A 17,606-nucleotide genomic window follows, 5' to 3' on the forward strand; every position below is an offset into this window, starting at 1 on the left:
TGCGCCACGCCGCGTGTGGATCAAAGCAGGCGAAACCGTTGGTTGTGCAAGGCCGGGCGGATGTGGCAGGGGGCAAGGCGCGCGGGCGCAATGAGAGGGATTGAGAAGATGCGTATGATCGGTTTGATGGCCCTGAGCCTGACGGCATTGGTGGCCTGCAAAGAGGAAGAGGTGGCCAGCCAAGGCAGCATGACCTGTGATCCGGAGGCGTTTGCCTTTCTGGTCGGGCAGGACAAAGGCGCGCTGGAGGGGGTCACCACACCTGAGGTGGTGCGCGTGTTGGGGGAAAACTCCCCCGCCACGATGGATTTCAATCAGCAGCGCCTCAATGTGATCCACGATGACGCAGGCAAGATTATTGAGGTCAGCTGCGGCTGATGCGCCGCAGGGCGCCGCGCTTTATTTCTTTTCGCGGTACTGCTTGTGGCAGGCGCGGCAGGCGCCGCCCACGGCACCCAATGTGTCTGCCAGCGCGGCGCGGTCTTTGAAGTCCAGCGCCTGCGCGGATGTGGTCAGATCGTCTGCGCGGTCGGAGAAATCTTCCCAGTTCGCCCAGATCGCTGGCAAGGCTTCAGATTTCGGGTCACTGGCCTGCGCTTCAAACAGGGCTTTGATGTTGCCGGAGTGCTGAACAATTGTGTCGCGTGCCATACGCGCCTTGGCCTGATGCAGCGGCGTTTCATTCTTGGCCATGCTCACCAGAGTTTTGAAGGCGGAGCCGATGCTCTCCATGGCCATCATGCGGGCCATGACCTGAGGGTCTTTCACGCCGTTATGGGCGGCGGCGGCATTTGCGAGCAACAGTAGGCAAGACAGAGTGAGAGTGCGAAACACGGCGATATCCTTAGATTTTGGCTGCGCGCACTACAGAGCAAAGTGGCGGAGAAAAGCAAGTAAACTCATCGCGGGGTGGCTTTGCGCGCGGCCTGCTGCGTCTTTGCGCAGGGTCGCAATCTGTCTGGGAAAAGTGCCCCCCGGCGGCGCAGACTGGGTGGGGGCAATAAAGCCGCGCCGCCGGGAGTAGCGTAGTCGTCGCTATGACCTTAATTTTTCATTACCCTTTGGCAAAAAGAGGATCGGACGAAGGCCTTTTGCAGATAAATCTGCGGCGGAAATGAGGCAGCGGCCGGCGGTTCAGAGAGAGGCTTGATTTTGCGGGCAAAGGGCGCAAATCTGAACGTATGAATGCACAGCCGCCCACCGCCCTGCACCCTTCCTTTAAACCGCCGCAGCAAGTTGCGTTTCACCGCACGGAACTGTCGATCATTCTGAGCCTCTATGGCCGGATGGTGGCGGCCGGAGAATGGCGGGACTATGGGATTTCCTCATTGAAAGAAGTGGCGGTGTTCTCCGTCTTCCGGCGCACGGCAGAAAACCCGCTCTATCGCATCGAGAAGCGCCCAAAGCTGCGCAACAAGCAGGGGCTATATGCGGTGATCGGCATGGATGGTCAGGTGCTCAAGCGCGGCCATGATCTCAAAACCGTGCTGCGGGTCTTGGAACGCAAGCTGATCCGCGCCGTGGATTGACGCGCACCCGCGCCGCGTTCTCATTCTGACAATATCCCGGGGTGAGCCGCGTCTCGGAATGTGTCCAGTGGACACGTTCAGCGGCGAACGGGCGGAGCCCAGCAACCGCGTTGGGGCGAGGGCAGAGCTCTTACCTTTCTGCGGGTCGGGAAGCGATGGTGTTTGCCATCACGCAGAGCAGCTCAAACATGATGGAGACCCCAAGGAAAGCTGTGCCGCCTGAGCTGTCAAAAGGCGGGGAGACCTCCACCAGATCAGCGCCCACAATGTTCAGCCCCTCCAGCGCACGCACCACCTCAAGCGCCTGAAAGCTGTTAGGGCCGCCCACTTCCGGCGTGCCTGTACCCGGCGCAAAGGTTGGGTCCACAAAGTCGATGTCATAGCTCACATAGGTGGGCGCGCTGCCTACAATCTCGCGCGCCTCTGCCATCACATCCGCCAGGCTGCGGGCAAAGAACTCTTCGATCCGGATCACGCGGATGCCGACGGATTTGGCGAAATCCATGTCCTCATCATCATAGGTGCTGCCGCGAATGCCGATCTGCACCACACGTTTGGGATCCAGCAGCCCTTCCTCCACCGCGCGACGAAACGGCGTGCCGTGGGTGTACATCGTGCCGCCAAAATAGCTGTGATAAAGGTCGGTGTGGCTGTCAAAATGCACCATGCCGAGCGGTGCGTCCTCGGCCAGCGCGCGCAGCACCGGCAGGCTGGTCAGATGGTCGCCGCCCGCCGTGAGCGGTGTGATGCCTGCGGCCATCACCTGCTGATAAAACGCGGTGATGCGCTCCATACTGTCGAGAATATCTGCTGGATTGGGGCCAACGTCGCCAAGGTCCGCACAGTTGATCAGATCAAAGGGGCGCACGCCGGTGGCGCCGTTTTGGGCGCGGATCATGGTGGAGGCGTCGCGCAGCTGGCGGGGGCCGTGACGCGGGCCGGGGCGGTTGGTGGTGCCGCTGTCCCAAGGCACGCCGATCAGGCCCACGTCCACGTCGCGCAGGCGGGTGTGCTCCAGATCCATGATCGGCAGGCGCATGAAGGAGGGCACCCCGGCAAAGCGCGGCAGGTCCATGCCGGAGACGGGTTTGAAGAAATCATCGCTCATGCGGCATCTCCGTAGGTCGGGCGCTTGTGGGAGGTCACCGGGCCGTCGCCCTGTGCGGCAATGCGGGCGATGGCCTCGGCAATCGGCTCATAGGCCACAGCCATGTGATGTGCGTTGGCGTGGATCAGCGTGTTGGCGTCTGTGACCATGGCGACATGGCCTTTCCAGAACAGCAGGTCACCGCGCTGATAGGGGCCTGTGGCCTCCTCAAAGGCGGCTTCCTGCAGATCGCTGTCGCCGGGGCAATCCAGCCCTGCCGCATGCACCGCGGCCTGCACGAGGCCTGAGCAATCCAGCCCGAAGCTTGAATTGCCGCCCCAAAGATACGGCGTGCCGATCAACCGTTCGGCCACGGCAGCGGCGTCAGGCTCGATGGTATCCACGGCGCTCAAGTGGCCTGAGGGCACATAGAGATCGCGGGTGATCCGTCCGCCGTCCCATGCAATGCGGGACCAGCCGTCTTCTTCAGACAGCACCACAAGGCGGGTGCCGTAAGGCAATGGTGTGACCAGCCCCATGATTTTCAGGCCCGGCGTCGATTTGGCGTAGGTGCGCGCGGCAGAGACGCGGTGGGTGGGCGTTTGTTTCGGGTGGCTCAGCACATCGCCGATGTCGACCCAGCCCACATAGCCGTCGCGGTCGGCATAGCCAAAGGCCATGCCCATTTCCTTGTGCACCACATGGAAGATTTCGCCGCGCACCAGCTGGCGGTCGCGCGCGCCGGTGGGCGCAGAAAGCAGATCGGTCACCACCATGGCGACACGATAGGCGGCGGGGGTGACATAGGTCTCTGCCTCCACCACGCCGCGCAGATGGTCTGCAGCGACTTTGCCGGTGCTGGCGATCAGGCGTCTGTCCAGAGGATCCGCCATCAGAAATCCAGCATCTCTGGCAGGGCATCCAGAATGGCGCGCGCACCCATGCCAACGCCGCCTTTGGGGCGGGCAGGCGCAGCAGACGGGTTCCAACCGTAGATGTCAAAATGCGCATAGCGCGGGCCTTCTGCGAAGCGGCGCAGGAACAGGGCGGCGGTGATGGAACCGGCAAAGCCGCCTGACGGTGCGTTGTCGAGATCGGCGATGCCCGGTTCGATCATTTTCTCATAAGGCTCCCAAAAGGGCATGCGCCAGACCGGGTCCGCCACCGCCGCAGCGCCCTGTTCCAGTGCGGCGGCAAAACTGGCGTCATCGGTGTAGTAAGGCGACAGGTCCGGACCCACGGCCACACGGGCCGCGCCGGTGAGGGTGGCCATGGAGATCATCAGATCCGGGGCGTCCTCTGCCCCCAGTGCAAGCGCATCGGCTAGCACGAGGCGGCCTTCGGCGTCGGTGTTGTTGATCTCCACCGTCAGCCCTTTGCGCGAGGTCAGGATGTCGCCGGGGCGGAAGCTGTCGCCGGACACTGCGTTTTCTACCGCAGGGATCAGCACGCGCAGCTGCAGGGGCAGATCCAGCGCCATGATCATATGGGCCAGACCCAGCACGGTCGCCGCACCGCCCATGTCTTTCTTCATCAGGCCCATGGAGCCGCCGGGCTTCAGATTGAGCCCACCGGTGTCAAAGCAGACGCCTTTGCCGACCAGTGTGAGCTTGGGGCCGCTCTTGCCCCAGGACATGTCAATCAGGCGCGGGGCGCGGTGGGGGGCGGCGGCGCGACCAACGGCGTGAATCATCGGAAAGTTGTCTTCCAGAAGTGCGTCGGCTGTGGTCACGGTGCAGCTGGCCCCGAAGGTGCCTGCGAGTGCGCTTGCGGCGCCCTCCAGATCCTGCGGGCCCATGTCGGCAGCCGGGGTGTTGATGAGATCGCGGGTGAGCGCTTCGCCGGCGGCAATCGCTTCGAGCTTGGCCGCGTCAATGCCTTCGGGGCAGATCAGCGCTGCTGGCGCCCCTGAGGCGTCTTTGTAGCGATCAAAGGCGTAGCCAGTCAGCAGCCAGCCCAGAGCCTCGGTTTCCAGATCGCCCGCAGGCAGGGCCGTGGCCAGAGCATAGGTGCCTGCAGGCAGGGTGCTGGCCGCCGCCGCCAGCGCAAATCGGCCGCGGGCACGGGTCTGGGCGGTGCCAAAGCCCGCAACTGCCAGCAGCGGCTGGCCTTCGGCATCAGGCACCAGAAGGGATTTGCCGATGGCCGGTTTGAACCCCGTGGCAGCCACAAAAGCGCGGGTCGGCGCAGGCTGCGCCGCCACCCACGTATCAAACCCATCGACGTCTATGACGTGCAGAGGAATGACATTGGAGCTGTCAGGGGAAGCAAATTTGAGAGACATCGCGCACCTTTCTCGCCGATCGCTGGCCATTTACCTGCCAGCCTAGCGGTTGGTGCGCTGCCTGCAAGCGCGATCAGATGTAGCTGCGCTTCAGATCCCAAATTTCCCGCAAAGCACATTCGCCAACGCGGATCAAACGCGCGTAAGTCGCTGAAAGTGCTACAGTGTCCCGCCGCTCGCAACAGGCGATCACATCTTCGGCAATATGGGTCAGTGCGGTCATGCACAGGCGACCGGCGATGAGTTCCACCAACGTCATCGTCTCTGCCAATTCGGCGAAATTTTCGGCCTGATACTGCTGCTCTGCCATGGCCAAGTGGTCCGTCAGCGATTTGATCAGACCCATAAACGTCTCTTCCGCTTCCTTTGGATCCATGCGGACAAGGACGCGTGCAAGTTCATCTTGATCAACAACGGCTGGCTCAGACATTTTGAGCGTTGCGATTTGGTTCATAGTTCACCCCAAGTTCTTCCGTTACCCAAACGGTTAGACCATAATGATCACGCAATCCTTCTCAAAAAGTTTCCTAGAGCGTTCTTTTCCCTCGAATTACAGCTAAATTTCTCCTATTCCTCCGAAAACGCGTGAGGAAAACTTATGGATCATATCAAGCCGCTCCCGTCTTATCTGGTGCAACGTTACCAGGGCTGGAAAGCCACCACATATGAAGAAAACCAGAGCTGGTACCGCCATCTTGGCACCGAAGGACAGCACCCACGGGCCATGATCATCAGCTGCTGTGACAGCCGTGTGCATGTCACTTCGATCTTTGGCGCGGATCAGGGCGAGTTTTTTATCCACAGAAATATTGCCAACCTCGTGCCGCCGTTTCAGCCTGATGGCAATCAGCACGGCACCAGCGCAGCGATTGAATATGCGGTGACCGCGCTGAAGGTGGCTCATGTTGTTGTTCTGGGGCACAGCCAGTGCGGCGGTGTGCAGGGCTGCATCGACATGTGCAAAGGGCAGGCGCCGGGTCTGGAAGCGAAAGACAGCTTTGTCGGCCGCTGGATGGACGTGCTGCGACCCGGTTATGAGGATGTGGCGGACATCAAAGACGCCACCGAGCAGGCGCGCGCGCTGGAGAAACGCTCTGTGCTGGTGTCGCTGGATAACCTGATGACCTTCCCCTTTGTGAAAGAGCGCGTGGATGCGGGCACCCTGACCCTGCACGGGCTTTGGCACAATATCGCGGAAGGGGGGCTTGAGGCCTATGAGGGCGCAAGCAAGGGCTTTGTGCAGGTCTAAGCGGCCACTTACTTTGATCTAAGCTGAAAGCCCGCAAGTCTTGCGGGCTTTTTGTTTTAGCGGCGCACCCCGGGATATTTGGGGCGAGAGGAAGCGGGGCGAAAAACCGGGAGGTTGGGTGTTACCGATCTCCGATGGATTTGGCTCCGAGCAGGAGGGCAGCGCCGATCATGAAGCTGCCGCCGATGCGTTCAATCCAGACGCGGGCCGTGCCTTTGAAACGCTTGGCGATCCAGCTGGCGCTGAGGCCGTAGGCGGAGAGGAAGAGACCATCCATCACGATATAGGTGGCCGAGAGGATCAGGAATTGCGGCCAGAAGGCGCTTTCCGGTGACAGGAACTGTGGAAAGAGCGCGGCGAAGAACACCACGGCTTTGGGGTTGGCGGCAGAGGTGATGAAGCCCTGCATCCAGAGGGAGCCAAGAGAGGCTCTGCTGCGGTTTTGGGTCAGATCGGGATCTTCGGGTTTTGCGCGACGGATCATGCGCAGTCCGAGCCAGATGAGATAGGCCACACCGGCCCATTTGATCACCGTGAGGGCTGTGGCGGAGGCGGCAATGATCGCCGCAAGTCCTAATCCCGCCGCCAGCATTTGCAGGGCGTTTGCGCTGAGGTCGCCGGCGGCAGTGGAGAGTGCGCGGCTGAAACCATGTGCGCCGCTGTTTGACAACATCAGCAATTGGCTGGGGCCGGGCGTGCTCATCAGGGCAAGCACGGTGACGACGTAAACTGTCCAGATCTCAAAACTCATTGGCGTCTCTCCCTGTCTGAGAGGACGCTATCACCCTATGCGTAAAATGCCAGTGGGATGCGGGCGGGCAGCTCTTAGATCATCGCCCAACAATTCCAAAACGACAGTGGCGCGTCACCTAGACCGGCCCCCGACCCTGGGTGGGGGTGAAGCCCCCTCCCTTGGGGAGGGTCGGGGGCTGGTCGGCTTCGCCTCCTGCGCGTTTGTGGAGACTAAGCTTTTCAGATTTTTAAGGATGATGCTTTAGGCAAACAGCGATTTCTGGGCGATGCCGTGCATTTTGAGCGCCTTGAGACGGCGGCGGCGGGCCTTGGCTGTCAGCGGGCCTTCCTTGGATCTGGCGCCAGACAGGCGCTGAGCGATGCGCGTGAACATATGCTGTTCCTCTGCTTGCCTGCCCCCAATGCATCCAGTTTGAATTCAATTTGAGGCAAAAATGGCGCCGATTGTGGCGCCATCTTGGAAATTTACGTGATGATTTGGTGGCGCGGGCTTAGCGCAGGATCATGTCTGTGGGCCATTTGAGCGCGTGGGAGAGCGTGACCGTGAAGGTGTCTCCTGCAGCCAGCGGGCGCTCCCACATCAGGATGCCGCGGTCCCCGTCCACATCCTCAGACGTCGGGGCGGGGGCGGCCTGCCATGTGATTTGCAGGTCTTCCTGCTCGGAATAGGGCACGCGGCCAAAGAGGCGCAGATCCCACGTCTGACCGGTGAGGTTTTCCGCTGTGAGGATGCGCTCTTCGGTTTGGTCGTTGCGGGTGGTGATCACGCCGCTGTCGCCGGTGTTGCGGGCAACCAGGGTTTCGGTCAGGCGCAGGCCGTTGATCGGGCCAAAGGAGAGCTCGGTTTGGTCGCCCTGGGCCAGAAGGGGCATCTGGCCTGCGCCGATAAAGGTGCCGTTGAGATAGAAGCTGCTGTCCTCGCTTGGCAGGATGAGCTCTTCAAAATCATTGCTGATCTCTGCCATGAGGAAAGCGGTTTCGTCATACAGCGGGTTGGCGTGGGCGTAGATCGTGGGCGTGAGGTCCAGCGTGTCGAGCGCGATGCGCAGGGCATCGGCGTCCGAGGTGAGGTCAACCGGCGTGTTGTAGCTGTAGGTGGCGTTGATGCCGTCGCCGAAGTCCACGGCGGCGATCTCCGCTATGATTGCAGGCTCTGCCATCGGAGCGGCGGCGCTTTTGAGAGCGCGGCTGTCGGTGGCAAAGAGCTGCTGCTCCTGCTTGGGCAGGATGCGGCGCAGATCGGGCCAGAGCTGTTGCGGCTGGGTCTGCGCGTCGGGTCGGCTGGTGGAGAGGGTCACGGCGACGTTGCGCCAGTCTTCGCCGGTGTATTGGCCAATGAAGGCGCCGCGCTGCAGGGAGAGCGCGGGGGCGTCGCCCGTCGTCAGTTGCAGATCATAGACTGGTCGCCAGCGCGCCTGATCGACAAGATGGGTGAGGGTGAGCGTGCCGGAGGTGGCCTCCTGCGCGGTGATGGAGATCGCGAGCATGGCGTTCTCACTCAGCGACGGGGTGAGGGCATCCACCAGTTTCTGGGCGTCCTGCAGGTCTTGCTGGCGGTCCTTCAGTTCTTGTTCAAAGCGGCGGGCGTCACGCTCGATCGCGGCGATTTCCTGCCGTGTGGCGAGGGTCTGTTCGCCAATCAGGGCGAGGGTTGCAGTCAGGGTTTCCGGTGTGGCGGCGGTGTCTGTGGGGGCGGTCAGCGTGGCGAGATAGGCGAGGCGGGCCTCTGCGGCCTGCGCATGCATGAGAACATCGGCCTTGGCATCCTCAGAGGCGCGCAGGGCATCGCGGGCCGCGTCGCGTGCGGCTTTGGCTGCGGTCAGCTCCGCGCTGTCGGTGAGATCGAAGGGCTGCGTGCGGTCATTGCGCAGGGTGACGGCGCCAAGGGTTGCGCCATCAAGAGCAACGCGCACCGAGCTTGGGTCGAGTGAGGCGGGAAGGTTGGTGATGAGCAGCTCATGCGCGCCAGCAGGCGCAGTGAAGGGCACAGAGCGGGTGAGCGTTGCCCCTTGGGAGTAGAGCGTGGCGGCTGTGACAGGGGCGTTCAGCGCAATGACATCTGCCGCGAGAGGGCTTGCGAGTGGCAGCAGGGCGGCGGCTAAAATGGCGTTTTTCATCAATCACCTATGTGTTGTGTTTGGGGAGAGACGAACATGGTGAGAGAACGGAGGCAAGGGGAGCTATGACCGAGTGCTCCCATGGGCGGGGGATTGCCAGAAGCGCCGGAGGCGGGACGTCGAAGGTGCGGGGGGCGGCGCACGCCCGCGGTCGTGCGCTGCTCTTCTCAACAACAAAAAAAAGGCGCCCCGAGGGACGCCTTTTGAAATCTATCAGCGCGGGGCTTAGCCCTTTTTGAGCACTTCGCGGCCCAGGGTTTCGGCGATCTGAACGGCGTTCAGGGCCGCGCCTTTGCGCAGGTTGTCGGAGACGCACCACAGGTTGATGCCGTTCTCCACGGTGCTGTCCTGACGGATGCGGGAGATGAAGGTTGCAAAGTCGCCCACACACTCTTTCGGGGTGACGTAGCCGCCGTCTTCGCGCTTGTCGATGACCATGATACCGGGGCTTTCGCGCAGGATGTCACGGGCTTCGTCTTCGTCCAGGAACTCTTCGAATTCGATGTTGATCGACTCGGAGTGGCCCACAAACACAGGCACGCGCACGCAGGTGGCGGTGACTTTGATGTCTTTGTCGACGATCTTCTTGGTTTCCGCGACCATCTTCCACTCTTCTTTGGTGGAGCCGTCTTCCATGAAGACGTCGATGTGCGGGATCACGTTGAAGGCGATCTCTTTGGTGTAGACCTTTGGCGGCACGTCGGAGGTCGGGTTGTAGACCGCTTTGGTCTGATCCCAGAGTTCGTCCATTGCGTCTTTGCCGGAGCCGGACACGGACTGATAGGTGGAGACCACCACGCGCTTGATTTTGGCGCGGTCGTGCAGTGGCTTCAGCGCCACAACCATCTGCGCGGTGGAGCAGTTCGGGTTGGCGATGATGTTTTTCTTGGAATAGCCGTGGATTGCGTCGGCGTTGCACTCAGGCACGATCAGCGGCACATCCGGGTCGTAGCGGTAGAGCGAGCTGTTGTCGATGACGACACAGCCTGCAGCCGCTGCGATGGGGGCGAATTTCTTGGTCGCATCAGAGCCGATGGCAAAGAGCGCCATGTCCCAGCCCGAGAAGTCGAACTGTTCAATGTCCTGAATCTTCAGGGTTTTGTCGGCGAAGGTGACCTCGGTGCCCTGGCTGCGGCGGCTGGCCAGAACGGCAAGCTCATCCACTGGGAACTGGCGTTCCTCCAGAATGTTCAGCATTTCGCGACCCACGTTGCCCGTGGCGCCTGCGACGACGATGCGATAGCCCATCTTAGGTCTCCATTTTAAACGACGCGCCCTCTTAGCCCTGTTTTCCTCAAGAAAAAAGGGGGCGGGTGACGGAAATTGCTTATGAGGGCCATTCCGCTTTGCGATCATGGCTCACAAGTGAGTGAATTCGCAGCATTGAAACCGCTCAGTCGAGCCGGTCTTCGGAGAAGCAATAGATCAGCGCGCCGATCACCAGGAGGGCGGCAAGGCAGCCGAAAATCACCTGATAGGCGAGAAGCGGATTTGACGGGGCAATGGCGCTGTGCAGCTTGCCGGAGCCAAATTGCATCACGCCGACGCCGCCGATGCCAAAGAGGTTCATCAGGGTGACGCCGCGACCGGTGAGATGTTCGGGGAAGAAGCTGCGCGAATGCGCGATCATCACCGGGAACGCGGCTCCGGCAAAACCGACGATGGACATCAGCACCACCGCGCTGAGCGCGCCATGGTTGGCAAACAGCGTAAGGCCGATCAGCGCGGCAGCGGCCACCGACGCACCGCCGATGATCACCCATTTGCGGGTGCCAAGGAGGCGATCTGACGGGCCATAGACAAAGGTGCCAAGGATCATCGACAGCCCCATGGCGAGCGTGGCCTGCCCCACTTCACCGGTGGTGAGAGAGAAGACATCAGACAGATATGGCCCGATCCAGAGGCCGCGAATGCCTGCCGAGGGCATGTAGTTCACAAACATCAGCGGGATCAGCAGCCAGACGGCGGGGAGTTTGAGCAGATCCAGCACGGAGCCACGGCTGTCGCTTTGGGCGGGTGGCGGGTCTTGCACCATGCGCCAAGAGGCTATTGCGATCACGCTGCTGACAGCCGCGAGCACCCAGAGGGTTGCGCGCCAGCCAATGGTTTCTGCCGCCCATGCGGTGGGATAGGCCGCAATCAGGTTGCCCACAGACCCAATGCCGAGCGTGAGCGCGGCCAGGGTGGCAAAGCGCGCCGGAGGGTAGCTGCGGGCAAAGATGAAATAGCTGGCCATAAGGACGGGCGAGCAACCGATCCCGATGAGCGCCATGGCAATGGAGATATGGATCGGCGCAGTGGCCATGGCAAAGAGTGCGGCACCGCCACCGCCGCCCAGAAGCAGCAGGATGGCCGTGGTGCGGCGCGGCCCGAAGCGGTCCAGTGCGGCGCCCACCGGGATTTGCATGCCCGCAAAGATCAGGAACCAGAGGCCGGAGGCAAAGGCGAGATCAGCTGCGGTGGCACCGAGGTCAACCTCAAGCACCTGTGTCAGCACTGCCAAAAAGGCCCGGAAAAACTGGCTCAGCACATAGGCCAAGCACAGCAAGATCAAATCTGCGCGCATGAAAATTCCTCCCTCGCGCGGGACAGGACAGCATGTCTGTCCAAATGGCAAGAGGGGGCGCGCCAATTGCGGTGTGGTTTGCCCTGTGAGCGGGCGCTGCGCACAAAGGTGTGATGGGGCTGAAACACCCTGAACTTCGCTGCGCCTTGTTGCGTACTGTTGGCAGTGGAACCGTATAGGGCCGGCGCATGACCACGTTATCAGAACAGCCTCAGCAGGGCGGGTTTTATGAAACCTTGCCGCGCTTCAGTGAATTTGACCGTATGGCGGAGCCTGAGGGCTATGCCCCTTTGCCAGAGGACTGGGTTGTGGGGGCGGCTGATATTGTCGGCTCGACACAGGAGATTGCGCAGGGGCGCTACAAAACGGTGAATCTCGTGGGGGCGGCGGTGATTTCTGCGCAGCTTAATGCGGCGCAGATGGCGCGGCTGCCTTATGTTTTTGGCGGTGACGGGGCGCAGTTTGCGGTTTGGCCGGAGCAGCGGGCGCAGGCGGAGGCGGCGTTGGATGCGGTGCGGCGCTGGGCGCGCGAGGAATACGGGCTGAACCTGCGGGTGGCGATGGCCACGGTGGGCGAGATACGGGCGGCGGGGCAGGAGGTGCGCGTGGCACGTTATGCGCCTGCCGAAGAGGTCGATTACGCCAGCTTCTCCGGCGGCGGGCTGACCTGGCTGGAAGCAGAGATGAAGGCGGGGCGGTTCGGGATTGCAGAAGGTCAAGCCTCAGCCGCGCCGGATCTCAGCGGGTTGAGCTGTCAGTGGGCCAATGTGGAGGCCGCGCGCGGGGTGATCCTGTCGCTGGTGGTGGTGCCGCGCGAGGGCACCTCGGAAGCGGCGTTTGCGCAGGTGGCCCAAGAGGTGATTGCCGCCACGCAGGACACAGCGCGCGGTGGGCATCCGCTGCCGCAGAAGGGGCCAAAGGCGGTGTTCCCGCCGCCGGGGCTTGATATTGAGGCGCATATCCGTGGCGGTGGCCCAGTGTGGTGGCGGCGGGCGAAGCTGACCTGCAGCAGCGCTTTGATCTGGTGTCTGTTTCGCAGCGGGATGCGACTGGGCCGGTTTGATCCGGTGCTCTATACGGCGGATGTGTCGCGCAATGCGGATTACCAGAAGTTTGATGACGGTCTGAAAATGACGCTGGATTGTGATCCGGCAATGCAGGCGCGGATCACAGCGGTGTTGGAAGCGGCACAGGCGCGCGGGGTGATCCGATACGGTTTGCACACGCAGGATGCGGCGATGATGACCTGTATTGTGCCCGCACCGGTGGAGCGCTCTCACATGCATTTTGTGGATGGTGCGGCGGGCGGCTATGCGCTGGCGGCGCGGAACCTGCGGGCGCGGGCGGCGTAGCGGTTTTGCAGCCGTGCGGGGCCTGTTCTGACGCGTGTTCTGATGCTGGTGAAATTCCTTGGTGAAGGTAGGTCGGAAAAGTGCAATTTCAAGCTAAAGAAATTGCCTTTTAAGCGGTTCCGGTGCATCAATGTTTCATGACAGGCAATACAAATATTCTCAGTACTACTCAGTCTCTCCCCATCGTGTTGCTCCGTGCCCGCGAGAAGGTGATGAAACCTGCGCGGACCATGCTGGCTAACGTTGGTGTGACCGAACAACAGTGGCGTGTGGTGCGCGTTTTGGTGGAAGAGGGGCCGATGGATCCGACCTCTATCGCCGAGCGTGCGGTGCTGTTGCTGCCCAGTTTGACGCGGATTTTGCACAAGCTGGAGGAGAAGGGCTACATCACGCGGGAGCGCGATGAGAAAGATGGGCGGCGGCAGGTGATCCGGGCGACGATTGTGGGCTGTAAGCTGATCGACGACAATATCCCTGCGGCGCATCAATATGCCCAGCAGCTGAAGGATCATATGGGCGGTGAGCGCTATGATCAGCTGTTGGATCTGCTCAACCAGCTAAACGAGATCGACCTCTGATTGCTTAACCTGCGGGTCTGAGCTGATCGGGATGTGCGGCCGCAAAGGCGGGGTGCGCGGCGCAGGCTGTTGCCACCGTATGGATGCGGGGCAGGTCATGCGTGTCCACCTCCCAGCGGGCGGCATTGTAGAGCTGCGGGATGAGACAGATGTCCGCCAAAGAGAGTGTCTCTCCGCAGGCAAAGGGCGTTTGGCTGAAAGCCGCAAGCTGTGCCTCAAAGGCCGCGAGGCCGGGGCGGATAAAGCGTTGCATCCAGGCCTTGGTGGCCTGCGCCTGGTCGGGGGCCGCGCGTGCGGCGTGGCGCACCACCGAAAGGTTGCAGACCGGATGCACATCCACCGCCACCGTATGGGCCAGCGCGCGGACCCGCGTGGCTTGGGCCGGATCTTGAGGCAACAGCCCCATGCCACGCGTGTCATTCAGATAGTCCAGAATGGCGAGGGATTGTGTAAGGCGATGCCCGTCGATGTCCAGCACTGGCACAAGGCCCTGAGGGTGACGCGCCAGATGGTCCGGCGCTTTGTGCGCGCCGGCAAGCAGATCCACGGTGACGCGCTCAAACGGGACCTCCGCGAGATGCAGCGCTATCCGCACGCGGTAGCTGGCGGATGAGCGCCAATAGTCATAGAGCACTGTGCTCACGCAGGCGTGCCCGCAGATTTGGCCGCGGCGATGGCGTCGGTCAATGCACGCGCATCGCCTATGTGATTGGCGAGCACGAAGATCAGACGGGCGTTTAACGCGTCGCTTTCGGCGCGGGTGAGCCCGTCGTGGGCCTCGGTGAGGGCGGCGAAGAAGGCGTCGGCGTCCTCAAAGTTTGCAGCAAGTGTCAAAGCGTCAGACATCAGATCACTCCTTACCGGTGGCGCGGCGCAGGGCGGCGCGGAAGTGGCGCTCATCAAAGGTGTCGCGGCGGGCGGCGACATGTTGGTCAGGCCGGATCAGGTAGACGCCGGAGGGGCAGTCCCCAAGATACTGGCGTTTCAGCGTGAGCGAGGGATCATCGCGCACAGACAGAGCCAGACGCAGCGCGGTGACGCCGCATTCCTCCAGATGATCCGGGGCATCTGCATCAATGGTCAGCAAGATGAACTGATTGCCGAGATGGTCCAGCAGATGGCCTGTGCCGATGGGGGCGTCTGGGCAGGGGCTGCCGGGGCGGGTGAGCGCCGGTGCCGCCAGCGCATCCGCGCTGATCAGGGGGCTGCCGTCATAGGTGCAGGGCGTGGAGAGCCGCCCGGAATTCACCAGCGGCCGCGCAAAGGCATGGTGGGCCGAGAGGTCCAGCACCGCGTCCCGCAACAGGCGGCTCATGTCCGACTTGGGCGTGATGAACTCCGTGGAGCGGGTGGAGTTGAGAATGTTCTCATCTGCGGCCTGCGCGCGCTCGGTGTTGTAGCTGTCAATCAGGCTGTTGGGGGCTTTGCCGGACAGCACAAGGTGCAGTTTCCAAGCCAGGTTGTCGGCATCCTGCAGGCCCGAGTTGGCGCCGCGCGCACCAAAGGGGGAGACCTGATGTGCAGAATCTCCGGCAAAGATCGTCCGGCCATGCACAAACTGCTCCATGCGGCAGCATTGGAAGGTGTAGATCGAGACCCAATCCAGGGTGAATTCCACATGTTCCCCCAGCATGGCCTTGAGGCGCGGGATCACATTTTCGGGGCGTTTCTCACGCTCCTTGTCGATGTCCCGGCCCAGTTGGAGGTCGATCCGCCAGACGTTTTCAGGTTGTTTGTGCAGCAGGGCGGATTGGCCTCGATTGAACGGCGGATCAAACCAGAACCAGCGCTCGGTCGGGAAATTGGCCTGCATGACCACATCGGCGATGAGGAAGTTGTCCTCAAAGACCTGACCGTCAAAATCCAGCCCCAGCATACGGCGGGTGGGGGAATTGGCCCCGTCACAGGCGATCAGCCAATCGGCCTCCAACGTGTAGCTGCCTTCGGGGGTGTCCAGTTCAATGGCCACGTGATCATAGTGCTGACCAACGGCCTCAACCTTGTTACAGCCGCGAATTTCGATGGGGGCACCCGCGCTCTGCATCTCTCGGATCTGCTCCACCAGCAGGCGCTCAAAGGTGTATTGCTGCAGATTGATGAAAGCAGGGCGCTTGTGCCCCGGCTCATCGGTAAGGTTGAAGTCATAGACCGGGCGGTCATCAAAGAAGACTTTGCCCTTGGACCAGCCAACACCGTGGTCGACCATCTGTTGCCCGCAGCCCAGACGGTCGAGAATTTCCAGCGGGCGCTTGGCAAAGCAGATCGCGCGGGAACCGGTCACCACGCGGTCGTTGTCATCAAGCACCACCACCGGCACGCCCAGCTGGGCGAGATCAATTGCGGTGGTGAGACCCACAGGGCCTGCGCCGATGATCAGAACCGGATGGCGCACCGGCACCGAGGCGTCCTGATCCGGACTGCGCTGATAGGCGTAGAGCGGGACGTCAAAAATCTTGGTCATAGTGCTCCTCCGTGTTTGCGCGCGCTCCGCGCAAAAGGCTGCCAAATCCTGCCGCTCCCCGCCATGATTTCGGTCAAACCGGCGGGGGGACGGCCCTTGGGTGTCAGGCTTGCAATGCCTCCCACATCTCCAGATCGCGCTGGGCGGTCCAGATGCGCGGGGTGTCAATGCCGCGGGCCTCGTCATAGGCGCGGGCGACGTTGAACGGCAGGCAGTGCTCATAGATCGCGTAGTCGGCAAATTTCGGATCACAAGCGGCGCGCACCGCGTCCCAAGCCTCTTTCAATGAGCCGCCGCGTGCGGCCACCTGTGCTGCCGGGCGGTAGGTGCTTTGCACAAAGTCGCGGGTGCTTGCGATGGCGGCGTTGACCATGTCTTTGCCAATGAGCGCATCGCCGCGGCCCGGGGCAATCGCATCCAGATCAAAGGCTTTGATCGCATCCAGAGTGGTGCCCCAGTCGCCAAAATGCCCGTCGCCGCAGTAGCACGCTGAGTGGTATTCCACGATGTCGCCGGTGAACATGACGTTTTGGTCAGGCACATGCACGACGATGTCGCCTGCGGTATGGGCGCGGCCCAGATGCATGAGATCAACACGCCGGTTGCCGAGGTAGACCGTCATCTTTTCGCGGAAAGTGGTGGTGGGGTAGGTCAGGCCGCGGATGCTCTCATGACCTTCAAACAGACGCGGGAAACGCTGAAATTCGCTGTCCCAATCTTCCTGTCCGCGCTCCACCACCATGGCGCGGGCGGCATCGCTCATGATGATCTGATCGGCGCCATAGGCTGAGGCGCCCAGCACGCGCACGGCGTGGTAATGGGTCAGCACCAGATGGGAGATCGGCTTGTCAGTCACAGAACGCACACAGTCGATCACCTTTTGCGCCAGACGGGGCGTGGCCTGTGCCTCGACAATCATCACGCTGTCATCGCCAATGATCACACCGGAGTTGGGATCCCCTTCGGCCGTGAAGGCATAAAGCCCGTCGCCGACCTCGGTGAAGGAGATGGTTTTTTCCTGCGTGTCGCCTTGAGAGGCGAAGGCTTTGCTCATTGGGTCTGCTCCACTTTCAACAACGGTCGGTTTCAATTGCCTTGATCTAAGAGTATCTTGGCCATTTGGGGCACAACACGCTGCTGCATGGCAGAGAAGTCATTGCTCATGTCGACCATGACTGTCTGCATAATTAGAGGCATTCTGCCCATGATAACTGCACCGTGTTCAGTGTCATAGATCGAGATCAAAGCCTCAAGTTCCTCTGTCGAGAAATACTTAGCTAAAGTTGCCGTCATAAGGGTTTCGATCTTTGGACGCAGCGCCGCCATCTCCTCGGCCATCATCGCGCTAATTTCTCGAAATTGATCTTCGGAAATCCTAGATTCTTGCGGCATGGCACGCAGCATCTGCCCCAAATAGTTTTCTGTGGAGTACATGTTGGAGATCATTTGTTGAACCTCTGGCATGTTCATATAGGTTTGTGCGAGTTCCTCTGCGAATTGTGCCTGTGCAAAGTTGATAGGAAGGCAAAAAGCGATTGTCGCAATGAATTTTTTCAAGAAGAAGTCCTTTTAGATATTGCTGTGCACGAAGTCGTATGTGCCTATATTTCTGCATCTTTTTCAGCAAGTA

General features: G+C 61.3%; 20 protein-coding genes. 5 read left to right on the top strand and 15 right to left on the bottom strand.

Going from position 1 to position 17,606, the window contains the following annotated elements; genetic code table 11:
* The first annotated feature begins 114 nt into the window (after nt 1-114).
* Nucleotides 115-378, top strand: a complete 264-nt coding sequence (locus J7412_RS15480) for an I78 family peptidase inhibitor (RefSeq protein WP_209079470.1) — start codon at nt 115-117, stop codon at nt 376-378.
* Between the two features lie 21 nt (nt 379-399).
* Here J7412_RS15480 and J7412_RS15485 read toward each other — a convergent pair whose 3' ends face one another.
* A complete protein-coding gene (locus tag J7412_RS15485) occupies nt 400-834 on the bottom strand; it encodes a cytochrome c (protein ID WP_209079471.1) in 435 nt (144 codons plus the stop codon).
* 347 nt (nt 835-1,181) lie between these two features.
* Between J7412_RS15485 and J7412_RS15490 the strand changes: the two genes are divergently transcribed.
* Complete coding sequence (locus J7412_RS15490) at nt 1,182-1,529, top strand: DUF2794 domain-containing protein (RefSeq protein WP_209064039.1); 348 nt, start codon at nt 1,182-1,184, stop codon at nt 1,527-1,529.
* A gap of 130 nt (nt 1,530-1,659) precedes the next feature.
* Here the strand turns inward: J7412_RS15490 and speB are convergent, their stop codons facing one another.
* The 4 genes from speB to J7412_RS15510 all read right to left on the bottom strand — a co-directional run bounded on the left by speB (nt 1,660) and on the right by J7412_RS15510 (nt 5,354).
* Nucleotides 1,660-2,637 carry an agmatinase gene (speB, locus tag J7412_RS15495; RefSeq protein WP_209079472.1) on the bottom strand — a complete coding sequence of 326 codons (978 nt, stop codon included), beginning with the start codon at nt 2,635-2,637 and terminating at the stop codon, nt 1,660-1,662.
* A complete protein-coding gene (locus tag J7412_RS15500) occupies nt 2,634-3,509 on the bottom strand; it encodes an NlpC/P60 family protein (RefSeq protein ID WP_209079473.1) in 876 nt (291 codons plus the stop codon). The genes speB and J7412_RS15500 overlap by 4 nt, the downstream gene beginning before the upstream one ends.
* Nucleotides 3,509-4,900, bottom strand: a complete 1,392-nt coding sequence (locus tag J7412_RS15505) for a leucyl aminopeptidase family protein (protein ID WP_209079474.1) — start codon at nt 4,898-4,900, stop codon at nt 3,509-3,511. Before J7412_RS15505 ends, J7412_RS15500 begins: the two co-directional genes overlap by 1 nt.
* 73 nt (nt 4,901-4,973) lie before the next feature.
* On the bottom strand, nt 4,974-5,354 hold the full coding sequence (locus J7412_RS15510; protein ID WP_209064048.1) for a hypothetical protein: 381 nt from the start codon (nt 5,352-5,354) through the stop codon (nt 4,974-4,976).
* 144 nt (nt 5,355-5,498) lie between these two features.
* Between J7412_RS15510 and J7412_RS15515 the strand changes: the two genes are divergently transcribed.
* Nucleotides 5,499-6,149 (top strand): carbonic anhydrase, encoded by a 651-nt coding sequence (locus J7412_RS15515; RefSeq protein ID WP_209064050.1) that lies wholly within the window; start codon nt 5,499-5,501, stop codon nt 6,147-6,149.
* Between the two features lie 121 nt (nt 6,150-6,270).
* Here the strand turns inward: J7412_RS15515 and J7412_RS15520 are convergent, their stop codons facing one another.
* The 5 genes from J7412_RS15520 to J7412_RS15535 all read right to left on the bottom strand — a co-directional run bounded on the left by J7412_RS15520 (nt 6,271) and on the right by J7412_RS15535 (nt 11,585).
* Nucleotides 6,271-6,900, bottom strand: a complete 630-nt coding sequence (locus tag J7412_RS15520; protein ID WP_209079475.1) for a LysE family translocator — start codon at nt 6,898-6,900, stop codon at nt 6,271-6,273.
* A gap of 243 nt (nt 6,901-7,143) precedes the next feature.
* Nucleotides 7,144-7,275: a hypothetical protein gene (locus J7412_RS22040; RefSeq protein WP_280637744.1), complete on the bottom strand. Its 132-nt coding sequence runs from the start codon at nt 7,273-7,275 to the stop codon at nt 7,144-7,146.
* 118 nt (nt 7,276-7,393) lie between these two features.
* Nucleotides 7,394-9,019: a DUF4139 domain-containing protein gene (locus J7412_RS15525; protein WP_209079476.1), complete on the bottom strand. Its 1,626-nt coding sequence runs from the start codon at nt 9,017-9,019 to the stop codon at nt 7,394-7,396.
* A gap of 225 nt (nt 9,020-9,244) precedes the next feature.
* Complete coding sequence (locus J7412_RS15530) at nt 9,245-10,267, bottom strand: aspartate-semialdehyde dehydrogenase (protein ID WP_209079477.1); 1,023 nt, start codon at nt 10,265-10,267, stop codon at nt 9,245-9,247.
* Between the two features lie 145 nt (nt 10,268-10,412).
* On the bottom strand, nt 10,413-11,585 hold the full coding sequence (locus tag J7412_RS15535) for an MFS transporter (RefSeq protein ID WP_209079478.1): 1,173 nt from the start codon (nt 11,583-11,585) through the stop codon (nt 10,413-10,415).
* Nucleotides 11,586-11,773: 188 nt separating this feature from the next.
* Between J7412_RS15535 and J7412_RS15540 the strand changes: the two genes are divergently transcribed.
* Nucleotides 11,774-12,937 carry a DUF3095 domain-containing protein gene (locus J7412_RS15540; protein ID WP_209079479.1) on the top strand — a complete coding sequence of 388 codons (1,164 nt, stop codon included), beginning with the start codon at nt 11,774-11,776 and terminating at the stop codon, nt 12,935-12,937.
* A gap of 137 nt (nt 12,938-13,074) precedes the next feature.
* A complete protein-coding gene (gene hpaR, locus J7412_RS15545) occupies nt 13,075-13,515 on the top strand; it encodes a homoprotocatechuate degradation operon regulator HpaR (protein WP_209064067.1) in 441 nt (146 codons plus the stop codon).
* A 4-nt stretch (nt 13,516-13,519) separates the two neighbouring features.
* On the opposite strand, the gene maiA is transcribed toward hpaR, so the two are convergent.
* The 5 genes from maiA to J7412_RS15570 all read right to left on the bottom strand — a co-directional run bounded on the left by maiA (nt 13,520) and on the right by J7412_RS15570 (nt 17,533).
* Entirely contained in the window at nt 13,520-14,158 is a 639-nt protein-coding gene (gene maiA / locus J7412_RS15550) for a maleylacetoacetate isomerase (protein ID WP_209079480.1), read from the bottom strand.
* The gene (locus J7412_RS15555; RefSeq protein ID WP_209079481.1) at nt 14,155-14,361 is read right to left on the bottom strand and encodes a DUF2783 domain-containing protein; all 207 of its coding nucleotides are present in this window, start codon (nt 14,359-14,361) and stop codon (nt 14,155-14,157) included. The genes maiA and J7412_RS15555 overlap by 4 nt, the downstream gene beginning before the upstream one ends.
* A 4-nt stretch (nt 14,362-14,365) precedes the next feature.
* On the bottom strand, nt 14,366-15,976 hold the full coding sequence (locus J7412_RS15560) for an FAD-dependent oxidoreductase (RefSeq protein WP_209079482.1): 1,611 nt from the start codon (nt 15,974-15,976) through the stop codon (nt 14,366-14,368).
* 103 nt (nt 15,977-16,079) lie between these two features.
* Entirely contained in the window at nt 16,080-17,030 is a 951-nt protein-coding gene (locus tag J7412_RS15565) for an MBL fold metallo-hydrolase (RefSeq protein WP_209079483.1), read from the bottom strand.
* A gap of 32 nt (nt 17,031-17,062) precedes the next feature.
* A complete protein-coding gene (locus J7412_RS15570) occupies nt 17,063-17,533 on the bottom strand; it encodes a DUF2059 domain-containing protein (RefSeq protein ID WP_209079484.1) in 471 nt (156 codons plus the stop codon).
* Nucleotides 17,534-17,606 lie beyond the last annotated feature (73 nt).

The organism is Shimia sp. R9_3, assembly GCF_017743755.1.
Lineage (GTDB): Bacteria > Pseudomonadota > Alphaproteobacteria > Rhodobacterales > Rhodobacteraceae > Shimia.